The 19783-nt window shown below is 70.6% G+C and carries 17 protein-coding genes; 14 read left to right on the forward strand and 3 right to left on the reverse strand.

What is annotated here, in order from left to right:
* Nucleotides 1-34 precede the first annotated feature (34 nt).
* The 14 genes from ruvB to E6G06_03645 all read left to right on the forward strand — a co-directional run bounded on the left by ruvB (nucleotide 35) and on the right by E6G06_03645 (nucleotide 17189).
* The gene (ruvB, locus tag E6G06_03580; GenBank protein TML93138.1) at nucleotides 35-1189 is read left to right on the forward strand and encodes a Holliday junction branch migration DNA helicase RuvB; all 1155 of its coding nucleotides are present in this window, start codon (nucleotides 35-37) and stop codon (nucleotides 1187-1189) included.
* A gap of 17 nt (nucleotides 1190-1206) precedes the next feature.
* Entirely contained in the window at nucleotides 1207-2223 is a 1017-nt protein-coding gene (gene queA / locus E6G06_03585) for a tRNA preQ1(34) S-adenosylmethionine ribosyltransferase-isomerase QueA (GenBank protein TML93139.1), read from the forward strand.
* Complete coding sequence (gene tgt / locus E6G06_03590; GenBank protein ID TML93140.1) at nucleotides 2220-3323, forward strand: tRNA guanosine(34) transglycosylase Tgt; 1104 nt, start codon at nucleotides 2220-2222, stop codon at nucleotides 3321-3323. The genes queA and tgt overlap by 4 nt, the downstream gene beginning before the upstream one ends.
* 126 nt (nucleotides 3324-3449) lie before the next feature.
* On the forward strand, nucleotides 3450-3794 hold the full coding sequence (gene yajC, locus E6G06_03595) for a preprotein translocase subunit YajC (protein ID TML93141.1): 345 nt from the start codon (nucleotides 3450-3452) through the stop codon (nucleotides 3792-3794).
* Nucleotides 3795-3813: 19 nt separating this feature from the next.
* Entirely contained in the window at nucleotides 3814-5280 is a 1467-nt protein-coding gene (gene secD, locus E6G06_03600; protein TML93142.1) for a protein translocase subunit SecD, read from the forward strand.
* 31 nt (nucleotides 5281-5311) lie between these two features.
* Nucleotides 5312-6499, forward strand: a complete 1188-nt coding sequence (secF, locus tag E6G06_03605; protein ID TML93143.1) for a protein translocase subunit SecF — start codon at nucleotides 5312-5314, stop codon at nucleotides 6497-6499.
* A gap of 52 nt (nucleotides 6500-6551) precedes the next feature.
* Nucleotides 6552-7082: an adenine phosphoribosyltransferase gene (locus E6G06_03610; protein TML93144.1), complete on the forward strand. Its 531-nt coding sequence runs from the start codon at nucleotides 6552-6554 to the stop codon at nucleotides 7080-7082.
* 7 nt (nucleotides 7083-7089) lie between these two features.
* A complete protein-coding gene (locus tag E6G06_03615; GenBank protein ID TML93145.1) occupies nucleotides 7090-9303 on the forward strand; it encodes a bifunctional (p)ppGpp synthetase/guanosine-3',5'-bis(diphosphate) 3'-pyrophosphohydrolase in 2214 nt (737 codons plus the stop codon).
* Nucleotides 9304-9516: 213 nt separating this feature from the next.
* Nucleotides 9517-10308 carry a calcium-binding protein gene (locus tag E6G06_03620; GenBank protein TML93146.1) on the forward strand — a complete coding sequence of 264 codons (792 nt, stop codon included), beginning with the start codon at nucleotides 9517-9519 and terminating at the stop codon, nucleotides 10306-10308.
* Between the two features lie 135 nt (nucleotides 10309-10443).
* A complete protein-coding gene (locus tag E6G06_03625; protein TML93147.1) occupies nucleotides 10444-11898 on the forward strand; it encodes a hypothetical protein in 1455 nt (484 codons plus the stop codon).
* A gap of 123 nt (nucleotides 11899-12021) precedes the next feature.
* Nucleotides 12022-13485: a DUF222 domain-containing protein gene (locus E6G06_03630; GenBank protein ID TML93148.1), complete on the forward strand. Its 1464-nt coding sequence runs from the start codon at nucleotides 12022-12024 to the stop codon at nucleotides 13483-13485.
* On the forward strand, nucleotides 13436-14692 hold the full coding sequence (locus tag E6G06_03635; protein TML93149.1) for a histidine--tRNA ligase: 1257 nt from the start codon (nucleotides 13436-13438) through the stop codon (nucleotides 14690-14692). The genes E6G06_03630 and E6G06_03635 overlap by 50 nt, the downstream gene beginning before the upstream one ends.
* Nucleotides 14692-16404, forward strand: a complete 1713-nt coding sequence (aspS, locus tag E6G06_03640) for an aspartate--tRNA ligase (GenBank protein TML93159.1) — start codon at nucleotides 14692-14694, stop codon at nucleotides 16402-16404. Before E6G06_03635 ends, aspS begins: the two co-directional genes overlap by 1 nt.
* Nucleotides 16401-17189, forward strand: coding sequence for a thioesterase family protein (locus E6G06_03645; GenBank protein ID TML93150.1), 789 nt, complete (start codon nucleotides 16401-16403; stop codon nucleotides 17187-17189). Before aspS ends, E6G06_03645 begins: the two co-directional genes overlap by 4 nt.
* An 18-nt stretch (nucleotides 17190-17207) precedes the next feature.
* Here the strand turns inward: E6G06_03645 and E6G06_03650 are convergent, their stop codons facing one another.
* From E6G06_03650 to E6G06_03660, 3 genes are all read right to left on the reverse strand, one after another.
* Nucleotides 17208-18074, reverse strand: a complete 867-nt coding sequence (locus tag E6G06_03650; GenBank protein TML93151.1) for a hypothetical protein — start codon at nucleotides 18072-18074, stop codon at nucleotides 17208-17210.
* 140 nt (nucleotides 18075-18214) lie between these two features.
* Nucleotides 18215-18967: a GAF and ANTAR domain-containing protein gene (locus E6G06_03655; protein TML93152.1), complete on the reverse strand. Its 753-nt coding sequence runs from the start codon at nucleotides 18965-18967 to the stop codon at nucleotides 18215-18217.
* Between the two features lie 147 nt (nucleotides 18968-19114).
* Nucleotides 19115-19771 (reverse strand): LPXTG cell wall anchor domain-containing protein, encoded by a 657-nt coding sequence (locus tag E6G06_03660; protein TML93153.1) that lies wholly within the window; start codon nucleotides 19769-19771, stop codon nucleotides 19115-19117.
* Nucleotides 19772-19783: the final 12 nt, after the last annotated feature.

Genomic DNA, 19783 nt, shown 5'->3' on the forward strand with positions numbered 1-19783 from the left:
GAGGACCGAAGCGAAGCGGAGGACCGCAGCTCCCATGTGGCAGAGCGGTGCAGCGGCCGAGGCACGAGGACGGTGCACCGATGAGCGAGGACCGAAGCGAAGCGGAGGACCGCAGCTCCCATGTGGCAGAGCGGTGCAGCGGCCGAGGCACGAGGACGGTGCAACGGTGAGTCGCAACGAGCTGCTCGTGACCGCGGCGGAGCCCGGCGACGCGGTCGAGGAGGTCACGCTCCGGCCGCGGCGCCTCCACGAGTTCGTGGGTCAGGCCGCGCTGAAGGAGCACCTCGAGATCCTGCTGGAAGCGGCGAGGCGACGACAGCAACCCGTCGACCACCTCCTCTTCGCCGGACCGCCGGGCCTCGGCAAGACCACGATGGCCGGCATCGTCGCGGCCGAGCTGGGCGTGAGCCTCCGGGTGACGTCGGGGCCCGCGATCGAGCGCGCCGGCGACCTGGCCGCGCTCCTGACCAACCTCGACGAGGGTGAGGTCCTCTTCATCGACGAGATCCACCGTCTGAGCCGGGTGGTGGAGGAGGTCCTGTACCCGGCCATGGAGGACTTCCAGCTCGACATCGTGATCGGCAAGGGGCCGGCCGCCCGCTCGTTGCGCCTCGACCTGCCGCACTTCACGCTCGTCGGCGCGACGACGCGCACCGGGCTCATCACCAGCCCGCTGCGCGACCGGTTCGGGTTCGTGGCCCGTCTCGACTTTTACGCGCCGGACGAGCTCGAGCTCATCGTCGAGCGCGCGGCGCGGATCCTCGACGTGCGGCTCGAGCCGGAGGGCGCCGACGAGGTGGCGCGGCGGGCGCGGGGCACCCCGCGGATCGCCAACCGGCTCCTGCGCCGCGTGCGCGACTTCGCCGAGGTGCGCAGCGACGGCGTGGTCACCCGGGCGGTCGCGCGCGAAGCGTTGACGTTGTTCGAGGTCGACGAGCAGGGGCTCGACAAGGTCGACCGGTCGATCCTCGGTGCGATCTGCCACCGGTTCGGGGGTGGCCCGGTGGGCCTGTCCACCCTCGCGATCAGCGTCGGCGAAGAAACCGACACGGTGGAAGACGTGTACGAGCCCTACCTCCTGCAGCTCGGCCTGCTCAAGCGCACCCCGCGAGGCCGAGTGGCCACGCTCGCCGCGTTCGCCCATCTCGGCCTTCCCCCGCCCGAGCGGCTGCCAGCGCTGTTCGACTGAATCTACGCTCCAGCACCGTGGGGCCGGACGCGTTCGACTATGACCTGCCCGCGGCGGCAATCGCCCAGGTGCCGGCCGAACCGCGCGACGCGGCGCGCCTGTTGGTGTCGCTCGAGGCCGGCGGTGCGGCCGCGCACTTGCAGGTCGCCGACCTCGCCGAGCTGCTCGGTCCGGGCGACCTCCTCGTGCTCAACGACACGCGCGTCCTGCCTGCCCGGCTGCGGCTGCGCCGAGCCACCGGAGGGGCCGTCGAGGTGCTCCTGCTCGAACCCGACGACGAGCCGCGCACGTGGACCGCGCTCGTGCGACCCGGTCGCCGGCTGCCCCCGGGCACGCGCGTCGAGGGCCCCGGCCTCGCGGTGGTGATCGGTGAACGGATCGACGGCGGGCGCCGGCGGGTCGAGGTGCAGGGCTCGATCGCGGAGCACGGCGTCGTGCCGCTGCCGCCGTACATCCACGCGACACTGATGGACCCGGAGCGTTATCAGACCGTGTACGCGCGGCGGTCGGGCTCGGTCGCGGCGCCGACGGCCGGGCTCCATCTGACGTCCGCGTTGCTCGACCGCTGCCGGGCCGCGGGAGCCGAGATCGCGCGGGTCGACCTCGCGGTGGGCCTCGACACGTTCAAGCCGCTCGCGGTCGACGACCTCGACGCGCACGTCATGCACACCGAGCGCTACTCCGTGCCGGCGGCGACGATGGAGGCGTGCGGGCGCGCCCAGCGGGTGATCGCGGTCGGCACAAGCACGGTGCGCGCGTTGGAATCGGCGGCGCGGGGCGACCTCGAAGGGCGCACCGACCTCTTCATCCGCCATCCGTTCGAGTTCCGGGTCGTCGACGTGCTCCTGACGAACTTCCACGTTCCCCGCTCGACGTTGCTCGTGCTGCTCGACGCGTTCATCGGCGCCCGTTGGCGAGACCTCTACGCACGCGCGCTCGACGACGGCTACCGGTTCCTCTCCTTCGGGGACGCGATGCTCGTTGGTCGGCGTCCCGCCGAACGCATCGTTGGTCGGCGTCCCGCCGAACAATGACCCTCGCCTTCGAGCTCGACGGACTCGACGGGACGGCGCGAGCGGGCCGTGCGACGACGGCTCGAGGCACGTTCACGACGCCGTGCTTCATGCCCGTCGGCACGCGGGGTGCGGTGCGCACCGTGTCGGCGGTCGACCTCGAGGATCTCGGTGCGCAGGTGGTGCTGGCGAACACGTACCACCTGATGCTGCGACCGGGCGTCGACGTGGTGGCCGCGGCCGGCGGGCTCCACGACTTCACGGGCTGGCCCGGTCACATCCTCACCGATTCCGGCGGCTACCAAGTGTTCTCGCTGTCCCCGGCGGTCGACGACGACGGCGTCACGTTCCGCTCCACCTACGACGGGTCCGCCCATCGCCTCACACCCGAGTCCGCGGTCGCCGCCCAGGAGGCGCTGGGGGCCGACATCGCCATGGTGCTCGACGTGTGCCCGGCGCTGCCGGCCCCCGCCGACGTCGTCCGCCGGGCCGTGGACCGCACCGCGGCGTGGGCCGCCCGCTCCCGGCGGGTGCACAGACGCGAGGGCCAGGCGCTATTCGGCATCGTGCAGGGCGGCACCGACGAGCTGCTCCGGGCGGACAGCGCGCGCCGCACGATCGAGGTCGGGTTCGACGGCTACGCCGTCGGCGGGCTCTCGGTCGGCGAGTCGCGCGCGGCCATGCTCGATGCGCTGGCGGCCGCCGTCGCCGAGCTCCCGACCGAGCGACCCCGCTACCTCATGGGGGTCGGCGACCCGGCGGGACTGGTGGAGGCGGTCGGCCTGGGCGTCGACCTCTTCGACTGTGTGCTCCCGACCCGGCTGGCCCGCCATGGAACCGTGCTGACCGCCGAGGGACGCCTCCACCTGCGCAACGCCGCGTACCTTCGTGACGATCGGCCCCTCGACCCGACCTGTACGTGTCCGGTGTGCGCGCGCTGGTCGCGCAGCTACCTGCGCCATCTGCACCAGGTGGGGGAGCCGGGCGCGGGCCGCCTCCTGACCATCCACAACCTGGCATGGACGTTCGCGTTCGTGGCTTCGCTGCGCGGCAGCGTGCTCGACGGCACGTTCGGCGCCCGGCGGGCGGCCGTGCTCGCGACCTGGGCTCCGGCCGCGTGACGCAAAGCTCACCGACCGGGGTGTCATCGGGGCAATGAGGGGTGTCATCGGGGCAAGAGAGCCCTCGCGCTAACCTCAGGTCCGTCTCGAAACGCGTTTTCTCGAAGCACAGCCTTTTCACCCCTCATGGGCATTCTTCTCTTCCTTCTTCCGGTCATCGTCCTGGTCCTGCTCATGCGCCAGCAGCAACGTCGTCTGCGTCAGCACCAGGCGCTCGTCGCGAGCATCGAGGTCGGTGACGAGGTGGTCACGACCAGCGGCATCTTCGGCACGATCACCTCGCTCGACGACGAAACCGCCCAGCTCGAGGTCGCACCCGGGCTCGCCCTGAAGGTGGCCAAGCGCGCCATCGGAGGGATCGTGGGCCCGGTGAACACGGCCGACGACGACGCCGCCGACGACGACGACGCCGACGACGCCGACGAGGCGGACGAGCGACCCGAGGCGGGGCCCGTGCAGGACGCGTCGTAGTGCCGGGGGACGTGCGCTGATGCGCCGCTCCCAGCTCGTGTCGCTCGTCGTTGTCCTCGCCGTTGCCGTGGGAGCGCTGCTGGCGACCCTCGTGGCGGGCAACTCACCCCAACTCGGGCTCGACCTGCAGGGTGGCGCGTCGGTGGTGCTCGCGCCGAAGAACAAGGTCGACTCCGGTGTGCTCGACCAGTCGATCGAGATCATCCGCAGTCGCGTCGACGCCATCGGCGTGGCCGAACCCGACATCAGCCGGCAGGGCAACTCGATCGTCGTCCAGCTGCCCGGCGTGAAGAACAAGGACCGGGCGCTGCAGCTGGTCGGTACGACCGCGCAGCTCTTCTTCCGTCCCGTCATCCAGGCGCTGCCGGCCAGTGACAAGACGCCGGTCACCACCACCACCGCGCCGCGGGCCACGACCACGACGGTCGCGGGTGCGACGACCACCGCACCGGCGACCACCACCACCGCGCCTGCCAACGACGTGAGCACCAAGACCACGCCGCGGGAGGACGACAAGCCCGGGGCCACCGTCGTGCTGCCCATGAAGGACCGCCACGGCAATGTGACTCAGCGGCTGCAGCTGGGCCCCTCCGAGCTCACCGGTCGCGCGATCAGCTCGGCGCGTGCGAACCTCGATGCCAACGGTCAGTGGCTGGTCGAGTTCACGCTGACCGGCAAGGGATCGACCGCATTCGACGCGCTGGCGGCCAAGTACGTGGGTCGACAGGTCGCGATCGACCTCGACGGAGTCGTGAAGTCCGCCCCCACCATCCAGCAGGCCAAGTTCAACGGCCGCGGGCAGATCACGGGCGACTTCACCCAGGGCGAGGCCAAGGATCTCGCGCTCGTGCTGCGCTACGGCTCGCTGCCCGTGCAGCTCGAGCGTCAGTCGGTGCAGACCGTGTCGGCCACGCTCGGCAAGGACTCGCTCTCGGCCGGCCTGGCCGCCGGTGCCATCGGTCTCGCGCTCGTGGCGCTCTACATGCTCGCCTACTACCGGGCGCTCGGCCTCGTGGTGTGGCTGGGCTTGGGCGTCTCGGCCGCGCTCATGTACTCGATCGTCACGTATCTCGGACAGTCGAGCGGGCTCGCGCTGACGCTGGCGGGGACCACCGGGATCATCGTGTCGGTCGGCGTCACCGTGGACTCGTACATCGTCTACTTCGAGCGGCTCAAAGACGAGGTCCGCGCGGGCAAGACCGTGCGCTCGTCGGTCGATCGAGGCTTCAGTCGCGCCTACCGCACGATCCTCGCGGCCGACACGTCGTCGTTCATCGGCGCCATGCTCCTCTATCTGCTCACCGTCGGACCGGTGCGCGGCTTCGCGTTCTTCCTCGGGCTCTCGACGTTGCTCGACGTGGTCATCGCCTACTTCTTCACCCGCCCGATGGTGATCCTCCTCGGGCGCAGCCGCCTGTTCACCGAAGCCCGTTGGGTGGGCGTCGCCCGCGGCCTGGCCGTGCAGCCGGCCGAGGAGGTTGCATGACGTCCGCGATGCGGCGGCAGGGTCCGTCGAGATGAGCGAATCGGGCAAGTCCAGCATCTGGCACCGGCTGTACCACGGCGAGACGTCGTACGACTTCGTCGGTCGTTGGAAGCTGTGGTTCATGATCTCGGGCGCGGTGATCGTCGTCGGCATCGCTTCTCTGGTGCTGCAAGGCCTGCACCTCGGCATCGACTTCAAGGGCGGCACGGTCTGGGAGGTGCCGGTCAAGAAGGATCTCGTCGACGCGGCCCGCAGCTCGCTCGCGGGCACCGGTCTCGGGGAAGCCAAGATCCAGCTCGCCGAATCGTCGTCCGGAAAGACACTGCGGGTGGAGGTGCGCCGCTTCACCGGCACCGACGCGGAGATCGCCGCCGAGCAGCAGACGGTCAGTCGACGGCTGGCCAAGCTGGCCGGAGTGAGCCCGAACGACGTGAACGTCAACGACGTGGGCCCGTCGTTCGGCCGCAGCGTCGCCAACAAGGCGCGCACCGCCCTCATCGTGTTCTTCATCGTCATCACCATCTACATCTCGTTGCGCTTCGAGTGGAAGATGGCGGCGGCCGCGCTGGCCGCGGTGGTGCACGACATCCTGGTGACGGTCGGCGTCTACTCGCTTTCGCGTTTCGAGGTGACGCCGGCCACCGTCGTCGCCTTCCTCACCATCCTCGGTTACTCGCTGTACGACACGATCGTCGTGTTCGACAAGGTCGAGGAGAACACCAAGGGGCTGTCGGCGTCGGGGCGCATGACCTACGCGGAGACCGTCAACCTGTCCATGAACCAGGTGATGATGCGCTCGATCAACACCTCGCTCGTGGCGATCATGCCCATTCTCTCGGTCCTGGTGATCGGGGCGTTCGTCCTGGGCGCGACGACCCTGAAGGACTTCGGCCTGGCCCTGCTGATCGGCCTCCTCACCGGCGCCTACTCGTCGATCTTCGTGGCCTCGCCGATCCTCGCCCTTCTCAAGGAGCGCGAGCCCCGCTACGCCGCCATCCGCCAGCGTCATGCCACCAGGGGAGCGGTCGCCACCGGGCCTCCCCTCACCCCCGCAGCCGCGGCGGCCATCGCGGGCGCAACTCCGGCTGCGAGCGACCGGGGTGACGGTGAACGGGTCGGCGCGCGCGCGCCGACGTCGGGCCGGCCCCGACCCGCGCCCGCGGCGCGGCAGGTCAACCGTCCGCCGCCGCGGCCGCGCAAGAAGGGCAAGCGCCGCTGAGGTGGCTCGGTCGTCCGAAGGGACCCCGCCGGAAGCAAGTACCTTGGAGCGCGTGGCCCCGGAATCATCCTGGCTGAAGAACCACATCCGCGACATCCCCGACTTCCCGCGACCGGGCGTCGTGTTCAAGGACATCACGCCCCTGCTGGCCGACGTCGACGCGTTTCGCTTCACGGTCGACGCGATCGCCGACCACTTCGCGGGGCGCACGGTCGACAAGGTCCTGGGGGTGGAGGCCCGGGGCTTCATCCTGGCCGCGCCGGTCGCGTACCGGTTCGGCGCCGGCTTCGTGCCCGTCCGCAAGGCGGGCAAGCTGCCGTGGCAGATCGAGAAGGAGGAGTACGAGCTCGAGTACGGCACCGACCTCCTCGAGATCCACCGCGACGCGCTGGGTCCCGGCGAGCAGACTCTGGTGATCGACGACGTCCTGGCCACCGGCGGCACCGCCGCCGCATCGATCCGCCTCGTGCGGAAGCTGGGCGCGTCGGTCGTGGGCTCCGGGTCGATCATCGAGCTGGGGTTCCTCGAGGGCCGGAGCAAGCTCGAGGGCGTCGACATCATCTCCCTGGTGAACTACGAGTAGGCGCCAGGTGGCAACCGTCGACCGCGTGCTTCCCTGGCGGCGCCAGCCGGCCGCGCCGGTCGAGCTGGGCCGGGTCCTCGACAGCTACCGGAGCCGCCACCCACGCGCCCAGACCGCGCTGATCACCCGGGCCCACGCGGTGGCCCGCGAGGCCCACGAGGGCCAGGTGCGCAAGTCGGGCGACCCCTACATCCAGCACCCGCTGGCGGTGGCCCTCATCCTGGCCGACCTGGGCCTCGACGACATCACGCTGGCAGCGGCGCTGCTGCACGACGCGGTCGAGGACACCGGCGTCGTCATCGAGCGCATCACCACCGAGTTCGGGCCCGAGGTCTCGTCGATCGTCGACGGTGTCACCAAGCTCGACCGGGTGCACTTCGACTCCAAGGAGGCCCAGCAGGCGGCGAGCATGCGGAAGATGCTCGTGGCGATGGCCAAGGACATCCGCGTCCTGCTCATCAAGCTGGCCGACCGGCTCCACAACATGCGCACGATCGCGGCGATGCCGGAGTGGAAGCAGCGGCGCACCGCGCAGGAGACGCTCGACGTGTACGCGCCGCTGGCCCACCGCCTCGGCATCCAGGACATGAAGTGGCAGCTGGAGGACCTGGCGTTCGCGACCCTGCACCCGAAGCGCTACGCGGAGATCGAGCAGATGGTCGCCACCCGCTCGCCCGAGCGCGACATCTACCTCGCCCAGGTGCTCGAGGAGGTCAAGGAGCGGCTCGGGGAGCTGCGCATCTCGGCTGACGTCACGGGTCGTCCGAAGCACTACTGGAGCATCTACGAGAAGATGGTCGTGAAGGGCAGGGAGTTCGACGACATCTTCGATCTCGTCGGCATTCGCGTGCTCGTCGAGAGCGTGAAGGACTGCTACGCCGCGCTCGGGTCGATCCACGCCACGTGGCTACCGGTGCAGGGTCGGTTCAAGGACTACATCGCGATGCCGAAGTTCAACCTCTACCAGTCGCTCCACACGACGGTGGTCGGGCCGCAGGGCAAGCCGCTCGAGGTGCAGATCCGCACGCGCGAGATGCACCACCGCGCCGAGTTCGGCATCGCCGCCCACTGGGGCTACAAGGAGCACTCGCCCAACGACGACGTCGCCTGGCTGCAGCGCATCGTCGACTGGCAGTCGGAGACCTCCGACCCGGCCGAGTTCATGGAGACGCTGAAGATCGACCTCGACCAGGACGAGGTCTTCGTCTTCACCCCGAAGGGCGACGTCATCACCCTCCCGGTCAAGTCCTCACCGATCGACTTCGCCTACTCCATCCACACCGAGGTCGGCCACCGCTGCATCGGGGCGCGCGTGAACGGCCGCCTCGTGCCCCTCGAGTCGCACCTGTCGTCGGGCGACACCGTCGAGATCTTCACCTCGAAGGTGGAGCACGCGGGCCCGTCGCGCGACTGGCTCAAGCTCGTGGCGAGTCCGCGGGCGCGCAACAAGATCCGGCAATGGTTCTCGCGCGAGCGCCGCGAGGACGCGATCGAGAACGGTCGCGACGACCTGCACAAGGCCATGCGGCGCGAAGGCCTGCCGGTGCAGAAGCTCGGCTCGTCGCCGGTGTTGTTGAACGTCGCCGAGGTCATGAACTACGTCGACCTCGACGCCCTGCACGCGGCGATCGGCGACGGGCACGTGTCGGCGCGCGCCGTCGCGCAACGCATCGCGCGCGAGCTCCGCGGTGGCGATCACGAGGAGCAGCTCCCCTCGACCGTCAACCAGCCGCGCAAGCCCAGCCGCAGCCGCCGGCAAGCGGTGGGCGTGCACGTGGAGGGCCTCGACGACGTGATGGTGCGCCTGGCCCGCTGCTGCACCCCGGTGCCGGGCGACGAGATCATCGGCTTCATCACCATCGGTCGCGGGGTGTCTGTCCACCGCTCCGACTGCGCCAACGCCGCCTCGCTCTCGACCGAGAAGGGCGATCGTCTCATCGAGGTGGAGTGGGATCGCGAGAGCGCGGGCGTGTTCGTGGCGTCGATCGAGGTCGAGGCCCTCGACCGGTCGAAGCTCCTGCGCGACGTGTCGACTGTGCTCTCCGACCACCACGTCAACATCCTGGCGTCGTCGTCACACACCGGCTCCGACCGCGTCGCCCGCCTGCGGTTCGACTTCGAGCTCGCCGACCCGTCGCACCTCGAGTCGCTGCTGACCACGGTGAAGAAGGTCGACTCCGTGTTCGACGCCTACCGGCTGCTCCCCGGTCAGAGGCGCTGAGCCGTAGCAGCCGTCTTCTCGGTCGAGGCTGAGCAGTCACGGCAGCGCCTCGGCGAGTCCCGGCACCACCACCACCACCACGGGGTCGGCACCACCTCGGTCCGGTCCTGGGGGTGACCAAACGGTAAGGCGGGCCTTCCCCGTGGAGCGCGATTCATAGCCGTCGGAGCGATAGGTCCCGAGCTCCCGTCGCCGGATGATCTCCGGGAAGGCATGAGTGACATGCCTCGACACCCGGAGGTGAGCACGATGGAGCTGAACAAGATCACGCGCAGCGTCCGACGGAGAGTGGCCCGGGTCGCAGCCGCGGCGATGGTCGTGGGAGCAGCGACGGTCTCGCTCGTCGGTTCCGCGGACGCGGCAACCGCCTATTGCTACGGCGCGAAGGTGACCATCCTGGGGACACCGGGAAACGACAAGCTGCTGGGGTCCTTCGGGCCCGACGTCATCTCGGGCCTCGGCGGCGACGATCTCATCTACGGCCGCGACGGCAACGACATCATCTGCGGCGACGCCGGTGCCGACACGATCTACGGGTCCTACGGCGACGACAAGATCGGCGGCGGGCCCGGCAACGACAAGCTCTACGGGTCCTCCGGCAACGACAAGCTGTACGGCGCCGGCGAGAACGACGTTCTCTGGGGCGGTGACGGCAACGACCGGGTCGAGGGCGGCGACGGCAACGACCACAGCCGCAGCTGGGGCCGCGACGAGCTCCACGGCGACGCGGGCAACGACGTGCTCGGGGGCAGCGCCGGGAACGATTTCCTCTTCGGTGGCCTCGGCAACGACTGGCACTTCGCCTATGCCGGCGATGACCTGCTGGCGGACGGGAGCGGCGACGACTACTTCTCGGGCAACGTCGGCAACGACGACCTCAACGCGGTCGACAGCTCGCCGTCACCCGTGAACGCCGATTACGTGTCCGGCTACGCGGGTTTCGACCACTGCGCGGTGGATGCCTACGACACGAGCTACGGCACGGTCACCGGCTGCGACTTCTGAGCACCGGTCGCACCGAGCGTGAGCGTCCCCCTTCCCAGAGGGCGGGGGACGCTCATCGCGCGTGCGCGATGGCGACCGAGGAACGACCGCCATTAGACTCGCCATCCGCTCACCTGGAACATCTGGGGGTCGCGCATGAAGGGGTCACCTCGTCCGAAGTTCGTGGCCATCGCCGCGTTCTCGCTGCTGCTCGGCGTCGCAGTCCCTATCACCGCTCGGACGATGGTCGGCGCGAGCGCGGCGACGATCAGTGCCGTCCCTCGTGCGCAATGCGGTCCCGGCTCGGATCCCGAGACGGGCATGCAGGGGCGCGTGAGTGCGGACGACGTCGCCAGTGGCCGCGCGGCGAGGGGATACACGTGCAACACCGCGGTCGTCAGCCACGAGAGCACGGCTGGCGGGTTCCGAGTGCAGCGGTATGCCGACAAGAGCGGCCATGTGTGCGCGTTCTACGACTCCACCCTCCTGTTCCCGACCAACGCGTTGATCGGCAGCACGCACAAGACGGGTGTCTTCGTGCTGGACATGACCGATCCCGCACACCCGGTGCAGACAGCCGAGTTGGTGACGCCGGCGATGCAGTCCCCCCACGAGTCGTTGAGCCTCAACGTTCCCCGTGGTCTGCTCGCGGCAGATCTCGGCAACCCCTTCACATACCCGGGCGTCGTCGACATCTACAGCGTGGCCGACGACTGCCGGCATCCGGCGTTGCAGTCGAGCCTTCCGATCGGTGCGTTCGGTCACGAGGGCGCGTTCTCGCCCGACGGCAGGACCTTCTGGGTGAGCGCGGCGGGGGGTGGCACTCTCACCGCGATCGACGTGTCGAATCCCGCCGCACCGGTGCCCCTGTGGATCAAGACCGGCATCTACGTGCACGGCCTCAACATCGGTAGGAACGGCAACTCGTTGTACTACGCCGCCCTCGGCTACAACGGCGAAAGCCCGGGACTGACGATCCTCGACGTGAACGAGATCCAGCGTCGCGTGCCGAACCCGCAGGTCCGCACGATCAGCCACCTGACGTGGCACACGGTGAGCCTTCCGCAGGTTCCCATCCCCGTGAAGATCAACGGCCATCGTTACCTGGTCGAGATCGACGAGTTCGCGACGACCGGGGGACCGCTTCCCTCCTCCGACGTGAACGCCAAGGTCGGCGCGGCCCGCATCATCGACATCGCCGACGAGTCGCACCCGCGGGTCATCTCGAACATCAGGCTCGAGGTGAACACGCCGTCGGGGCGGGCCGCGACGATCAACGATCCGGGCGCGAACAACTCGCTTCAGGGCTATGCCGGCCACTACTGCGCGGTGCCCCGACGCGCCGACCCCGGCATCGTCGCCTGCTCGTTCATCCTCTCGGGCCTCCGCGTCTTCGACATTCGCGACCCTTATCACCCGAGGGAGCTCGCCTACTTCAACGCCCCTGTCCATCCGGCTCCGCAGGGTGGTCCCGGGAGCAACTATGCGATGAGCGCGCCCGCGTTCGACTCGCAGCGAGGCCAGATCTGGTACTCGGACGGCAACGACGGCTTCTACGCGGTGAAGGTCACGAACGGCGTGTGGCCGTTCCCGACGTTCGGAGGGCCGTAAGCGGGCTCCACGCGCGGTCAGAGGACCCACCGGACAAGACGTTGTTCTTGTCGCTGGGGCCTGGTACCATCGAACATACGTTCGCTTCCCCGTGAGCTGTAGCCCCGGACGTCGGAGTTCGTCGTGGGTCTGTGCGACATGGAAGCGGAGTTGCGCGAGTTCGTGGCTGCCCTCGAGCCCGAGACGCTGCCTGCCGAGGCGGCGGTGGGTCTGGTCGACACCTTCGCAACCATCGAGAAGCTGGGCGCCGCGGGCAAAGCACTCGCGGCCCGAAGGGTGGCCGAATCCAACCTCTGGCGAGGTGTGGGCGAGCGCTCCGCGGCCCACTGGCTGGCGCGGCGCAGCGGCACATCCATCGGCAGCGCGATGTCGACGCTCGAGACCGCGGCCCGATTGCCGGAGCTGCCGGCGGTGGACGCGGCGATGCGGGCGGGGGAGCTCTCCTCGGTGCAGGCCAACGAGATCGCCTCGGCCGCCGGACCCGACCCAGGCGCCGGAGCCGAGCTGGTGGACGTGGCGCGGAACGACGGTGTGGCCGGCCTGAAGGACAAGTGCCGGCGGGTCAAGGCTGCGGCCGCGCCCGACGAGATGGCGCGCCACCGTGCCATCCACGCGTCGCGCTCGTTACGTCATTGGAACGACCCCGACGGCGCGGGGCGCCTCGACGGGCGCTTCACCCCCGAGGTGCTGGCCGAGGTGCTGGTGGCGCTCGAGCCCTTCGAGGCCGAGGCGTTCCGCGAGGCCCGGGCCGAGGGACGGCGGGAGGGCTTCGACGCCTACCGGGCCGATGCGTTGCTCGCTCTGGCGCGAGCCGGGCGCGACGGCTCCGGGTGCGGCTCGTCGCGACCGCGTAACACCGTGCACGTCGTGATCGACCATGCCGCGCTGGTGCGAGGAACGGCAGCACCGGGTGAGCGCTGCGAGGTCGCCGGCGGCGGGCCGGTGCCGGTGAGCGTGGTGCGCTCGATGCTGGACGACGCCGTCGTGAGCGACGGGGTGGATGTCTCAACGGTGGCGCACTTGGGGCGGCGGCCCACCGCGCATCAGCGCAGCGCGCTGGAGGTGCGCGACCCCGAGTGCGTGGTGCCCGCGTGCCACGTGCGGGTGGGGCTCGAGATCGACCACGTCGAGCCCTGGAGCGCGACGCGTATCACCAAGCTCGACGCGCTGGCCAAGCTGTGTCGGTTCCACCACGCGCAGAAGACGCACGAGGGCTACCGGCTGGAGGGCGGGCCGGGGACACTGGCGCTGGCTCAAGCCCGACGGCAGCGACGTCGACCCGCGTCCGCCGCCGCGACCGGGGCGGGCACCGCGACCACCCGACGACGACGGCACGGGCACGGTCGCGGAGCGACAGGCGCGCATCTGCGATGCCGCCATCGCTCGCATCGAGGAGCTGCTTCGGTGGGCCCCGCTCGCGATCGGCGCCTCGTCCGGGATCGGGTAGCGCCCGGGGTCGGTCTCGCCCGGCTACCCCGCACCGGCTCTCCATCGTCAATTCACCGAGGATCTGGAGTTGCGACGGTAGCCTCCGAGGGTGCCCCCGTTTCGCACGCCGAAGGGTACCCACGACGTCCTCCCGCCTGAGTCGGGCCGGTGGCAGGCGCTCGTCGCCGCGTTCGCGGCGCGCGCCGACCGCGCCGGCTACGGGCTGGTCGTGAGCCCGACGTTCGAGGAGGTCGGCGTGTTCCAGCGGCTCGGCGAGTCCACCGACGTGGTGCGCAAGGAGATGTACGAGTTCGAGGACAGGGACGCGCGGCACATGGCGCTGCGTCCCGAAGGCACCGCGCCCGTCGTGCGCGCTTACGCGCAGCACCGTCCGCCGCTGCCGTTCAAGGCCTGGTACGTCGCCCCGAGCTTTCGTTACGAGCGACCACAGGCCGGGCGGTACCGCGAGCATCATCAGCTCGGCGTCGAGGTCCTCGGCACCGACGACCCCGATGTCGACGTCGAGGTGATCGCGCTCGCGGCCCGGCTGTTCGCCGCCGACCTCGGCTTGAAGCGTGTCACGCTGCGGCTCAACTCGCTGGGCGACGCCGAGTGCAGGCCCGCGTATCGAGAGGTCCTGGTGGCGTACCTCACCGCCCATCGGGCCGAGCTCTGCGACGAGCACCGCGACCGGATCGACGTCAACCCGTTGCGCGTGCTCGACTGCAAACGGCCCGGGTGCGCCCGGGTCACGAAGGACGCGCCCCGGATGCTCGACTACCTGTGCGACGCGTGCCGAGCGCACTTCCAACGGGTGGAGGCCGGCCTCGCCGCGCTCGGCGTGGCCTACACCATCGACACCCTGCTGGTGCGTGGCCTCGACTACTACATGCGCACGACCTTCGAGTTCGCCGCCGACGCGCTGGACGCGGCGCAGAACGGAATCGGCGGCGGCGGCCGCTACGACGGACTGGCGGAGGCGCTCGGCGCGCCGCCGACGCCGGGCATCGGCTTCGGTCTCGGCGTCGAGCGGATCCTGCTCGCGTGTGACGCCGAAGGGGTGTTCCCGGCACCCGCCGCCAGGGTCGATGTGTTCGTGGTCGACACCGCCGGCGGCGCGACCGCGCTCGAGCTCACCCACGCGCTGCGCGACGCGGGAATCCGCGCCGACCGGGCATTCGACGCACGCTCGATGAAGGCGCAGTTCAAGCAGGCCGACCGCTCGGGCGCGGAGCTGGTGGTCATCGCCGGGCCCGACGAGGTGGCCGACGGGCAGGTGAAGGTGCAGTCGCTCACGTCCGCCGGAGAAGAGCTCGTGGCCATCGACGATGTCGTCGCGCACGTGACGAAGCGGCTCGACCGATGATGCGCACCGACTACTGCGGCGCGCTGCGTTCGACCGACGTGGGCCGGCGGGTCGTCGTGTGCGGCTGGGTGGCGAGTCGGCGCGAGCACGGCGAGCACCTGGCGTTCGTCGACGTACGCGACCACACCGGCTCGGTGCAGTGCGTCGTCGACGGTGCTCACGACCTGCGCGCCGAGTTCGTCGTGCGGGTCAGCGGCACGCTCCGCGCTCGACCCGAGGGCACGGTGAACCTCGAGCTGCCCACGGGCGAGGTCGAGGTCGGCGACTGCGCCGTCGAGGTGCTGAGCCGGGCGGAGCCACCACCGTTCCCGATCTCCGATCGCATCGACGCCGACGAGAACCTGCGTCTGCGGCATCGTTACCTCGACCTGAGGCGGCCGCGCATGCAGCACAACCTGCGGCTGCGTGCGACCGTCAACAGCGCCATCCGGCGGTCGATGGAGGAGCAGGGCTTCGTCGAGGTGGAGACGCCCATGCTCATCGCGTCGACCCCCGAGGGGGCGCGCGACTTCATCGTCCCGTCTCGTCTCCAGCTCGGCTCGTTCTACGCGCTGCCGCAGAGCCCGCAGCTGTTCAAGCAGCTCCTGATGATCGGTGGCGTCGACCGCTACTTCCAGATCGCCCGCTGCCTGCGCGACGAGGACCTACGTGCCGATCGGCAGTTCGAGTTCATGCAGCTCGACGCGGAGATGGCGTTCGCCGACCAGGACGACGTGCTCGCGGCCATCACCCGGGCGGTGCTGGCGGCCGCGGAGGCTGCCACCGGGGTGCGGGTCGGCGACGTGCCAAGCATGACCTGGGACGAAGCCCAGGAGCGCTTCGGCACCGACAAGCCCGACGTGCGTTTCGGGATCGAGCTGGTCGAAGTCACCGACGTGTTCGCGGCGACCGAGTTCAATGCCTTCAAGGGCAAGGTCGTGAAGGGGATCTGCGTGCCGGGCCAGGGTGAGCTCGGGCGCGCCGCGCTCGATCGGCTGACCGATCGGGCGAAGCAGCTCGGCGCGAGCGGACTGGTCTGGCTCAAGGTCGACGACGAGGCTCCGCTCACCGGGCCGGTCGCGAAGTTCGTCGGCGAGACCGAGCAGAAGGCGCTCGTCGTGGCGTTGGGTGCCGGCGCCGGCGACCTCCTGCTGCTCGTGGCCGACGGCGATCGCATGCTCGTCAACCGCGTGCTCGGCGCGCTGCGGCTCGACCGCGGGCGCCGCCTGCACTTCGTCTGGGTCACCGAGTTCCCGTTGTTCGAGGCGATCGGTGCCGACGGACGTCCCGTGCCGGCCCACCACCCGTTCACGATGCCGCACCCCGACGATCTCGACCGCCTCGACGCGAGCGGCGACGATCTCCTCGCGGTGCGGTCGCAGGCGTACGACCTCGTGCTGAACGGCTGGGAGCTGGGCTCGGGCAGCGTCCGGATCCACCGGTCCGACATCCAGGCGCGGATCTTCGCGCTGCTCGGCATCAGCCCCGAGGACGCGCAGGCGCGTTTCGGCTTCCTGCTCGACGCATTCCGCTTCGGTGCGCCGCCGCACGCGGGGTTCGCGTTCGGCATCGACCGGCTGGCGGCCCTCCTCGCGGGCGAGGAGAACATCCGCGAGATCATCGCGTTCCCGAAGACGCAATCGGGCGCCGACCCGCTGACCAACGCGCCGACTCCGGTCGACGAAGCCCAGCTGCGCGAGCTGGGCCTGCGGGTGCTTCCACGTCCGTCGTGACCGACGCGGTCTTCCATCTCGACGGCGAGCGCCACGTCCCAACCGAGCTGGCGCGAGGGCCGTGGGACCCCGGCGCGCAGCACGGAGGCGCGGCGGCCGCCATCCTCGGCCGAGCCATCGAGCGCTTTCAGCCCGAGTTCGGGCTCGCCGTCACCCGCATCACGTTCGAGCTGCTGCGGCCGGTTCCCCTCGCACCCCTCGTCGTCACCACCGCGATGACCCGTCCCGGCAAGCGGGTGCAGCTGGTGACCGCCTCGCTGCGGGCGGACGACGTCGAGTTCGTGCGCGCCACCGCGCTACGCGTGTTGCCGGTCCCGAGCGACATCCCCGACGACATCGACGGGCCCGACCGACGCCTGCCCGACCCGGGCGCCACGGCTCCCGCCGGGCAACTGATCGCGCAGGAACGGCCGACGAACTTCAGTGACGCGTTCGAGCTGCGACTGGTCGACGGACGGCCGTTCGACACGCCGGGCCCCGCCAGGATGTGGTTTCGGCTGCGGGTGCCGGTGGTGGGCGGCGAGGAGCCGTCGCCGCTGCAGCGGGTGCTCGTCGCCGCGGACTTCGGAAACGGCATCAGCAGCGTCCTCGACTACGAGCGCTTCGTGTTCATCAACCCCGACCTGACCGTGTACGTCCGCCGCCCGCCCGTCGGGGTGTGGGTCGGCCTCGACGCCGCGTCCTGGCTGGAGCCCGGTGCGGGTGGCTACGCCGAGAGCGCGCTGTACGACGAGCGCGGTCGGATCGGCCGCGCCCTGCAGGCCCTCTACGTCGCCCCCCGCTGAAGGGGTCCCGCGCCGGGCTCACCCGACGTGGATCGCAGCGGTGGCGGTGCCCTGGCTCGCGTACGGGTTGGGCGGGCAGGTCGGATGGAGGAAGTCGACGCTCGCGCCGTAGGCCGCGATCGTGTAGTCACCGGGTCGCGAGTAGGTGTGGCCGTACGTGGCGACGGTCTGGTCGGGCGTGGCGTCCGGTGGTGTCCAGGGACCGGCGGGGGAGTCCCCGTCGCAGGCGACGACGCTCGCGGGCGGGAGCGTCACCGCCTCCTCGTCGCCGAAGCTCACGGTCACGCTGTCGATCTGTGAGTCGGCCTCCGCGGCGTGCACGGTCACCGTCACCCGCTCGCCGACCTGCGGCGTGCTCGGGCTGTCATCGATCTGAATCACCAGCGGCTGGTTCGGCGCGGGCGGGGGATCCCATCGGAAGGGCCCGCAGCCGGGATCGGTGCTGTTCCGGCACGGCCGCGTCGGCGTCGGCGCGCCGGGCGACGACGTGTTGTCGGGCGACGTCACGGGTGCTGCTGTCGCGGCGTCGGGCAACGTCGTCGTCCCGCCCGTCAGGGGCAGCCCGAGCACCTGACTCGAGCGCGATCCTCGCTTCCCCTCCTGCCCGACCGACAGGCGCGAGACGGTGAGGTCGACGGTGGCGATGAAGAGCAGGGCAACCGCAGGGATGGCGACGAGGGAGATGACGCGGAGGCCGTCGAACACGGCGAGGAGGCGGATGAGACCGGGCCGCTCGACCCCGAGCAGCCGGGCCCAGCGCGGCGGCGTCCCGTCCTCCAGGTGCCGGCGCAGCCACCGCGCGACGCCGACGACGACCACCAGGGGGGCCACGACCAGTGCGGCGGGCAGGAGGAACATGGTCCGGACTCCGTTGTAGAGCGCCATCTCGCCGCGCCACCAGGGACCGGGGCAACGCTACGGAGCCTGCCGGGGACCGGAGCAGAGTCCTTTCACCGCGGGATCACCGCGTCGTGGGCCAGAATACACCACGAGGTGGTGGCGCGACCGCATACCGCGGTCGGAACCTACTTCGTCAGCTCGCGCTGGTCGTGGCGGCTGAGGTTGGCGATGGCCGCGCCCGGCAGCGTCCCGTTGATCAACTCGGTCGCCACCAGGCTCAGCTGGCGGTTGTGGTCGCGGGCGTAGCGGCGCAGGCGGGAGAACGCCTCCTGCATGTCGATCTCGGCCCGCTCCGCGAGGATCCCCTTGGCCTGCTCGATGGCGATCCGGCTGGTCAACGCGCCGTTCAACTGGTTGGCCACGACCTGCGCCTCCCGAACGGCCTGGTCCTGCAGGATGGCGATGGTCGAGGCGTCGGCCAGCGCCTGCGCGATCAGGAGGTCGTCGTCGGTGACGACGAGCCGGTCGCCCATGAAGACGTTGAGGGCACCGATGACGTTGTCGCGCAGCCGCATCGGCAGCGCGTGCACGGCGCAGAACCCGGCGGCAAGCGCCATGGGCGCGAACCGTGGCCACTGCTGGCTCAGCGCCAGGTCCTGGTTGACGGCGGCGTGGCCGGTCGAGAAGCAGTCCAGGCACGGTCCCTCGTGGTTCTGGAGCTGGAACAGCTCGAGCAGGCGAACCTGCTCGCTGGAGGCGGCCATCACGTGCAGGCCGCCTTCGTGGTCGGCGAGCAGGATCCCCGCCGCGGCGGCGCCCAGCAGCTCGACGCAGCGGTCGGTGAGGACCGTCAAGAGGTCGATGATGTCGAACTCGTCGACGAGCGTGTCGGCCAGCTGAACGAACGTGCGGGACAGCAACGCTTCTCTCGCCGGCATCGACCGCCTCCCAGTTCTGAGCAATGTGGTCCACCCTCCGGACTCGCGCAACAGCGCAATTGAGGCGCCCCATCTGCGGGGCCGGCTCGCTGACAGTGGCCCTTCGCCACCGGTGGCTCGTCACCACCGGTGGCTTTCACGGGCGGACTACTCCTGCAGGCCGTCGAGACGCGAGCGCCTGCGCCGGCGACCCGCGGCGAGCAGGCCGAAGCCGGCGACGATCCCGATGAGCCCGACGCCCGCCATCCCCGCCTGCTGGCCGCCGGTCTTGGGAAGCGGCACCGCCGCCCCCGCGGGCGGGGTGAGCACCAGACCGAGCACCGCCACCGGCGTGGTGGTGGGTGTGGTGGACGGTTGGACCGGGACCGCGACGCTCAACGGCGCCGCTGCGGTCGGGGCGACCTGTGGCGCGGCGGGTCGCGGTCGCACAGTCGCGGGCGCGATCGCGGGGGCGGTGACGGGCGGGGCCGGGGTTGTGGTCGGGGTCGGTACGGCCGGAGGCGCCACCGAGCGCGGAGCCCTCGGGCTGGTCGTGGCACAGGGACCGGTCCCTCCGGTCGCGGTGTCGAGGACCCGGTGGTTCACGACCAGGTCGGCCTGGAAGAAGGCGAGGTCGGCCTGGAAGAAGCATGCGGGCAGGGCCACGCTCTCGGTGTGCGCTCCGGGGCCGAGCGTCCCTCGCCAGCGGTCGAAGAGCACCTGGGGACCGTTGTTGGGCCAGTTCGGCCGGGTGGCCTTGAAGCTCACCACGGTGACGAGGCACGTGGCGTTCAGGGTCAGGTGCTGGACGTAGCGCCCGGCCACGATCTCGTGGGA

The organism is Actinomycetota bacterium, from assembly GCA_005888325.1.
In the GTDB taxonomy this organism is placed as follows: Bacteria; Actinomycetota; Acidimicrobiia; order Acidimicrobiales; family AC-14; genus AC-14.

What these genes read in the sequence shown, in the direction of transcription:
- ruvB (TML93138.1), top strand. Translation starts at nt 35, where the DNA reads ATGTGGCAGAGCGGTGCAGCGGCCGAGGCACGAGGACGGTGCACCGAT.
- tgt (TML93140.1), top strand. Translation starts at nt 2,220, where the DNA reads ATGACCCTCGCCTTCGAGCTCGACGGACTCGACGGGACGGCGCGAGCG.
- yajC (TML93141.1), top strand. Translation starts at nt 3,450, where the DNA reads ATGGGCATTCTTCTCTTCCTTCTTCCGGTCATCGTCCTGGTCCTGCTC.
- secD (TML93142.1), top strand. Translation starts at nt 3,814, where the DNA reads ATGCGCCGCTCCCAGCTCGTGTCGCTCGTCGTTGTCCTCGCCGTTGCC.
- secF (TML93143.1), top strand. Translation starts at nt 5,312, where the DNA reads ATGAGCGAATCGGGCAAGTCCAGCATCTGGCACCGGCTGTACCACGGC.
- E6G06_03620 (TML93146.1), top strand. Translation starts at nt 9,517, where the DNA reads ATGAGTGACATGCCTCGACACCCGGAGGTGAGCACGATGGAGCTGAAC.
- E6G06_03625 (TML93147.1), top strand. Translation starts at nt 10,444, where the DNA reads ATGAAGGGGTCACCTCGTCCGAAGTTCGTGGCCATCGCCGCGTTCTCG.
- aspS (TML93159.1), top strand. Translation starts at nt 14,692, where the DNA reads ATGCGCACCGACTACTGCGGCGCGCTGCGTTCGACCGACGTGGGCCGG.
- E6G06_03650 (TML93151.1), bottom strand. Translation starts at nt 18,074, where the DNA reads ATGGCGCTCTACAACGGAGTCCGGACCATGTTCCTCCTGCCCGCCGCA.
- E6G06_03655 (TML93152.1), bottom strand. Translation starts at nt 18,967, where the DNA reads ATGCCGGCGAGAGAAGCGTTGCTGTCCCGCACGTTCGTTCAGCTGGCC.